This window comes from Desulfurellaceae bacterium (genome assembly GCA_021296095.1).
Classification (GTDB): Bacteria; Desulfobacterota; Binatia; order Bin18; family Bin18; genus JAAXHF01.
On record JAGWBB010000133.1, the window covers coordinates 1 to 5,223 of the forward strand.

6 protein-coding genes are annotated in these 5,223 nt (G+C 64.8%); 3 read left to right on the forward strand and 3 right to left on the reverse strand.

The features are described 5' to 3' along the window. The 3 genes from J4F42_20990 to J4F42_21000 form a co-directional block, all read right to left on the reverse strand. Positions 1 to 913, reverse strand: a 913-nt coding sequence (locus J4F42_20990; protein MCE2487998.1) for a cytochrome P450, incomplete at its 3' end; no start/stop codon positions are given. Positions 914 to 991: 78 nt separating this feature from the next. Continuing rightward, positions 992 to 1,609, reverse strand: coding sequence for a class I SAM-dependent methyltransferase (locus tag J4F42_20995; GenBank protein MCE2487999.1), 618 nt, complete (start codon positions 1,607 to 1,609; stop codon positions 992 to 994). Between the two features lie 14 nt (positions 1,610 to 1,623). Beyond that, a complete protein-coding gene (locus J4F42_21000; protein MCE2488000.1) occupies positions 1,624 to 2,865 on the reverse strand; it encodes an MFS transporter in 1,242 nt (413 codons plus the stop codon). Positions 2,866 to 2,932: 67 nt separating this feature from the next. Between J4F42_21000 and J4F42_21005 the strand changes: the two genes are divergently transcribed. From J4F42_21005 to J4F42_21015, 3 genes are all read left to right on the forward strand, one after another. Then, a complete protein-coding gene (locus J4F42_21005; GenBank protein MCE2488001.1) occupies positions 2,933 to 3,877 on the forward strand; it encodes a hypothetical protein in 945 nt (314 codons plus the stop codon). A gap of 44 nt (positions 3,878 to 3,921) precedes the next feature. After that, the gene (locus J4F42_21010) at positions 3,922 to 4,857 is read left to right on the forward strand and encodes a translation initiation factor eIF-2B (GenBank protein MCE2488002.1); all 936 of its coding nucleotides are present in this window, start codon (positions 3,922 to 3,924) and stop codon (positions 4,855 to 4,857) included. Between the two features lie 87 nt (positions 4,858 to 4,944). Further along, complete coding sequence (locus J4F42_21015) at positions 4,945 to 5,139, forward strand: hypothetical protein (protein MCE2488003.1); 195 nt, start codon at positions 4,945 to 4,947, stop codon at positions 5,137 to 5,139. Positions 5,140 to 5,223 lie beyond the last annotated feature (84 nt).

The window sequence follows — 5,223 nt, forward strand, 5'->3', positions numbered from 1 at the left end:
GCTCGACGTGGGGATGTTTGGACAACAGGTACCACACCCAGGCCAGGGTCACGGCGGTGGTTTCATGGCCGGCGCCCAGAAAGGTGCCGACCTCGTCCCGAATTTGCCGGTCGTTCAGCCCCTGGCCGGTCTCTTCGTCGCGGGCGGCAATCAGCATCGACAACAGGTCGCCCGAGTCGATATCGGCTTTGCGGTGCTCAGCAATCAGACGGTAGGAGACGCTGTCGATCGTGGCAATCGCCGTGTGGAAGCGACGGTTGCGAGGAGTAGGAACAGATTCGGGCCAGGACAGGGGGTGTCTGAGACGGTGGTTGAAGTGCTCGAAGATACGTGTCACCGCCCGGCCCATCTCATCGCTGTCGGCGCCGATATCGGCGCTGAACAGGGCTCTGCCGACAATGCTCAGGGTGACGCGCTGCATCTCCTGGCTGATATCAAGAGCCTGGCCGCGTTTGGCAAGCGGCGCCCAGCGCGCCAGCATGGCCTGGGTCGCATCGGTCATGCCGGTGGCAAAGCCGGCCAGCCGTTCGTGGTGAAAAGCCGGCTGGGACAGGCGTCGTCGCCGTCGCCACACCTCGCCGTCGCTGGTCAGCAGACCCTCACCGGTCAGCGGTTTGAGCATATCGTTAAAGCGGTTCTTTTTGGGATAATTGCGCACCTTGTCCTGGAGGACGTGCTTGACGTAGTCGGGATGGACGACGAAATAGCTCGAATACGAGCCCCGACCAAAGTGCACGATGTCACCGTACTGACGGGCGGTATCCATATAAAAGCTCAGCAGGTCGCGGGGCGAGCCAAAGGCCAGAAAAGACACCAGGTCGCGGAACCGAACCGGCGGCCCGGGTATGGTTTTTGGCGGGCCACTCAGCCTGGTCTGAGCCGGGGCCTCAATCGTCTGAGCGTCTGACGGCATGCACGGTCTCCTGAAAGTCGGTATGGATAGCGTGCCAAACGGGCGGGCAGGAAAAGCGCAAGTCCGCTGTATTGAAGACTATTCCTGGATGTCCGCCTTGGCGGCGACTACGATCAATAATCTTTCCTCGTCGGTATAGTGGCCAACCCTTAGCCCGAACGAGCCCAGAAACGTCCGGGCTTCTTCGTGGCTGGGCAGCGGCGTAATCGGATACGGATCGGTCTTGACCAGACGCTCGACATACGCCCGCCCCTCCGGGTGGCTGATCACTACCCGGCCGCCCGGCCGTAGCATCCGCACGATAGTGCCCAGCGCCCTGGATTTATCGGCAATGTTGCCGTACATGCCGTTCATGAAGACTACATCGACACACTCCGCCGGCAGGGACAGGTCGGCGATATCAGACTGGTGGCGCTCCACCTCGGGATAGCGCTCGGCTACCTGCGCCAGCATGTTGGCGGACAGGTCGCAGGCGATGATCCGACCGGGCCGGTAGGTCCGGATCTGGGGAATCAGCGCTCCGGTTCCGGTCCCGACATCCAGGACGGTCTCGCCCGCCCGGATCGTTGCGGCGGCAATAATGCGTCCCATCCGGTCAATCACGTCCTGGGGCAGGGGAACCAGAAAGTAGGTGTAGGACTTGTCAAAGGCTTGGCGTTGGCGGTCGTTGAAAACGGCCCGCTGTGTATCGTCCATCTCGACTTCTCTCCTCATCTCAAACCGCTACGTCGCATTATCCCATACAACACCGCGCTGCCAAGGGCGCCGCCCAGCGAGCCACCCAGGGCCACGGCAAAAGCTCCCTGCAGGCTGCCGCTGGCGTCGGCCAAGCCGCCGGCAATGCCCGGCGACAGCATCGCGCCCGAGCCGGCCCCGGTAGACATCAGGGCAAAGGCGGTCGAGGACAGGTGCAGCGGCACAAAGTCGCCGGCCGAGGCCGCACATATGGTGAATGTCGCGCGGTGGGTGAGGCCGATGAGTACTGCGGCAATCACCAGAGCGCCCGGGATGGGATTGAGCCAGACCAGGACCAGACCGACCCCTTGGACCACAAAAACGCACAAGAAGGCCAGGCTGCGTCCGATCCAGTCCGAAACGCGCTCCCAGACAATCCCGCTGCCGATGCTGAGCACCCCAATCAGGATGAGCAGCCGTCCGACGACCGCCAGGTCGATGCCGTGCTCCTCGGACAGATAGCTGCCCAGAAAGGTATTGAAGAAGCCCTGCGACCAGCCCGAGCAGAAGACCATGAAGCTCATCAGCCATACCAGGGGGTTACGGTAGACCTCGGCCGGCCAGCTCAGACCCCGCGATGGCTCGACAGCGGCCATCCCGGCCGGACGCTCGCGGACATACACCAGGGCGGCCACGCCAATCACGACCGTGGCCAGGCCGAACACCGCCCAGGCATAGCGCCAGCCCAGCGTCAGGTAGGCCGAGGTCAGGGCCGGTACCGCCAGGCCGGCCACCACAAAGGCGCTGCTGCCGCCGGCCGAGGCCAGTCCGGCGGCCAGCCCGCGGCTGCGGGCGTCAAACCAGGGCCCGAGCAGCCCCATGGTCGGAATGATGGCGATGCCGGTTGCCGCGCCCATCAGGCAGGTCGCCGCCAGCGCCATCCAGAAATGGCTTGCCCCGCCCAGCAGCAGCATGGACGCCCCGGCGGTCAGCGTGCTCAGACCAATCAGCTGCCGGCTGCCGTAGCGCGTGCTGAGCAGGCCGGCCAGAAAAGAGCACGGAACGCGCAGCATCCAGGCCCCGGTGACCAGGATGCCGGCCTGGGTATAAGATAGGGACAGGCTGGCCTGCATGGCTGGCAGAGTCAGGTTGGGCGCGTATTGGAGGAAACTCGTGGTCAGGTTTACCAGCACCCCGATCAGCAGGATGACCCCGGCATAGCTCGTGTACCAGGGGCGTGGCGGTCGGCCGGCTTGGGTCGGAGGTGCTGAATCCATACGTCGGGCCAACCTAGCTGATGTCAGGGGCTGCCACCATCCCGCACCGGAAAGGACGAATATTGGCGTGTTGGAAAGTCCCCATCGGCGGTTTCAGCGTGTATTCTGCGGTCTGCTGCTGTGGGGTATCGGTCTTGTGGCAGGCTCGTGCGAGCAGTTCGGTCGAGAGGGAGCGGGGACGAGCGTCAGACAGGCCGATGAGCTGCGCGGCCCGGTTCGCTCGGTGACGGTCACGCAGGCCGAGTTGATGAAAAAAGACGGGCAGTGGGACATCCGCCAGCAGCGCACGCTGCACACCGCCAGCTATGACCGGCAGGGCCGCAAGACCGAACAGCTGGTGTACGCCGAGGATGGCGCTGAACGGACACGTCTGCGGTTTCGGTACGATGAGATCGGCCGACAGATCGAGGTGCGGCACCTCGACAGCCACGAGCGGCTGACCGCTCGGGAGGTCTCCAGCTATGACACGGCCGGGCGGCTCAGCCAGTCGCTGCGCTACGGCCCGGACCAGGAGCTGACGGCGCGGACGGTCTTCAGCTACGACGCCGCCGGCAATCAAATCGCCTCGCAACAGGTCAGCCCCAGCGGGCAGATCCTCGCCCGGACCGTCTCACGCTATGACGAAGGGGGCAATCTGATCCAGAAACAGTGGCACGCCGCCGCACCGACCCCCGTTCGGACCCGCACCGCCAGCTACGACTATCTCGGCACGCTGGTTTCGGACAGCGTCTATGACTACGCTGCGGACGGCAGCCTCAGCCAGCGCACCGACGTGCGCTACAACCCCCGCGGCCAACCCCAGGCCGAGGTCACCTACCGCCAGAACGGCAGGTTCAAGCGCGAGCGCTCCTTTCGCTACCAGTCCGATGCCTTCGGCAACTGGACCCTGCAAACGATTCAGACCCGGATTCTCGTCGGCCAGGCGCCGTCTTTTGAGCCACCCCGGGTCATCTCGCGGACGCTGGACTATTACGGCCGCCAGCCTCCTCCGACCGCCTCAAGACCGCAATGAGGGCTGACCCAGCGTCCGCCATGCCAATGTGTGTGGAGTTGCCCATGACACGACCTGCCCGAGAGAAAAATACCCTGGATTTCGCCTCGCGGCTCAGTGCTATTGCCGAAGACCGCAGCCATGGCGCCGCCGAGCTGGCCCGTCAGTGCCTGGATCTCGTGGCCGACAGCGCCCGCCTGACACCCGTCCCCCAGACCGAGGCCGGGCCGGCCATCGCCGCCCTCTACCGTCGGCTGGGCGAGCAGGCCGAACAGCTGGCCGCCAGCCGTCCCAGCATGACCCCTATCCAGACCCTGTTGCTGCGCTGGCAGGACCGGCTGGCCGGTCTGTCGGCACCAACCCTGGTCGAGGCCCGCCACCAGGCGGCCGAGGCAGCCCAGGGCTTGGCCGAGGAATCCCGCGCAGCGCTGGGCCGGGTCGCAGCTCAGGCGCACAGCCTGATTGGGGCCGGCCAGACTCTTCTCACCCACAGCCTGAGCTCGACTGTCCTGGCCGTCTTCCAGTCCTTGCTAGCCGCCCCCGTCCGGGCGATTGTCACCGAGTCGCGCCCGCTGTACGAGGGACGCCGGCTGGCGGCGCGTCTGTCAGACTGGGGCATTCCCACTACCCTGATCACCGATGCCCAGCTTGGTCTGTTCGTGCCCCAGGCGGATATGGTTCTGATCGGGGCGGACAGCATCCTGGCCGACGGCAGCGTCATCAACAAAGCCGGAACCTATGTCCTGGCGCTCGCCGCCCATGACCAGGGGGTGCCGGTCTATGTGTGCGCCGAAAGCTGCAAGCGCCGACCGTCCCAGCTGCCCGAGCCCGCGCTTGAGGAGATGGACCCGGCCGAACTGAGTCCCGGGGAGCCACCGCTCGGTCCGCATGTTCGGGTGCGCAATATCTATTTTGACCGCACGCCGGCTCGACTGATCTCGGGCTGGATCGATGAGCACGGCATCCGGCTCAACAGTCCGTCCGAGTCCCGGGCGTCTTAACAGTCTCTTGACCCTGCGGCCCGTTTCCGGGCATGCTTTCGTCGGTAGGGGCGGGTTTTAAACCCCCCCCCTACCGGGAGAACGTCCATGCTGCGTTTCATCCGCCTTGTCTTGGGAATTGTGCTCCTCTTCGGCTCCGTGTCCTGCGGTGCCTGGGATCGCAGCCAGCGTATCTATATTCGCGGTACGCCGCTGGCCAAGTATAACGCCTGTCGTGAGATCCATCGGGACTCGCCCGAAGATATCGAGAAGCTGTGTACCCCCTATCTGGATGAAGGCTAGGGCGGACCTGAGGGGCAAGCCATGGTGTGGAAGCGGTCTGGTGTGTGTCGGCTGAGGCTCGGTCTGCTTCTTGGTCTGAGCGCC

Bases quoted from the DNA above. Each gene is read 5' to 3' on its own strand.
- J4F42_20995 (MCE2487999.1), bottom strand. From the start codon at position 1,609: ATGGACGATACACAGCGGGCCGTTTTCAACGACCGCCAACGCCAAGCC.
- J4F42_21000 (MCE2488000.1), bottom strand. From the start codon at position 2,865: ATGGATTCAGCACCTCCGACCCAAGCCGGCCGACCGCCACGCCCCTGG.
- J4F42_21010 (MCE2488002.1), top strand. From the start codon at position 3,922: ATGACACGACCTGCCCGAGAGAAAAATACCCTGGATTTCGCCTCGCGG.
- J4F42_21015 (MCE2488003.1), top strand. From the start codon at position 4,945: ATGCTGCGTTTCATCCGCCTTGTCTTGGGAATTGTGCTCCTCTTCGGC.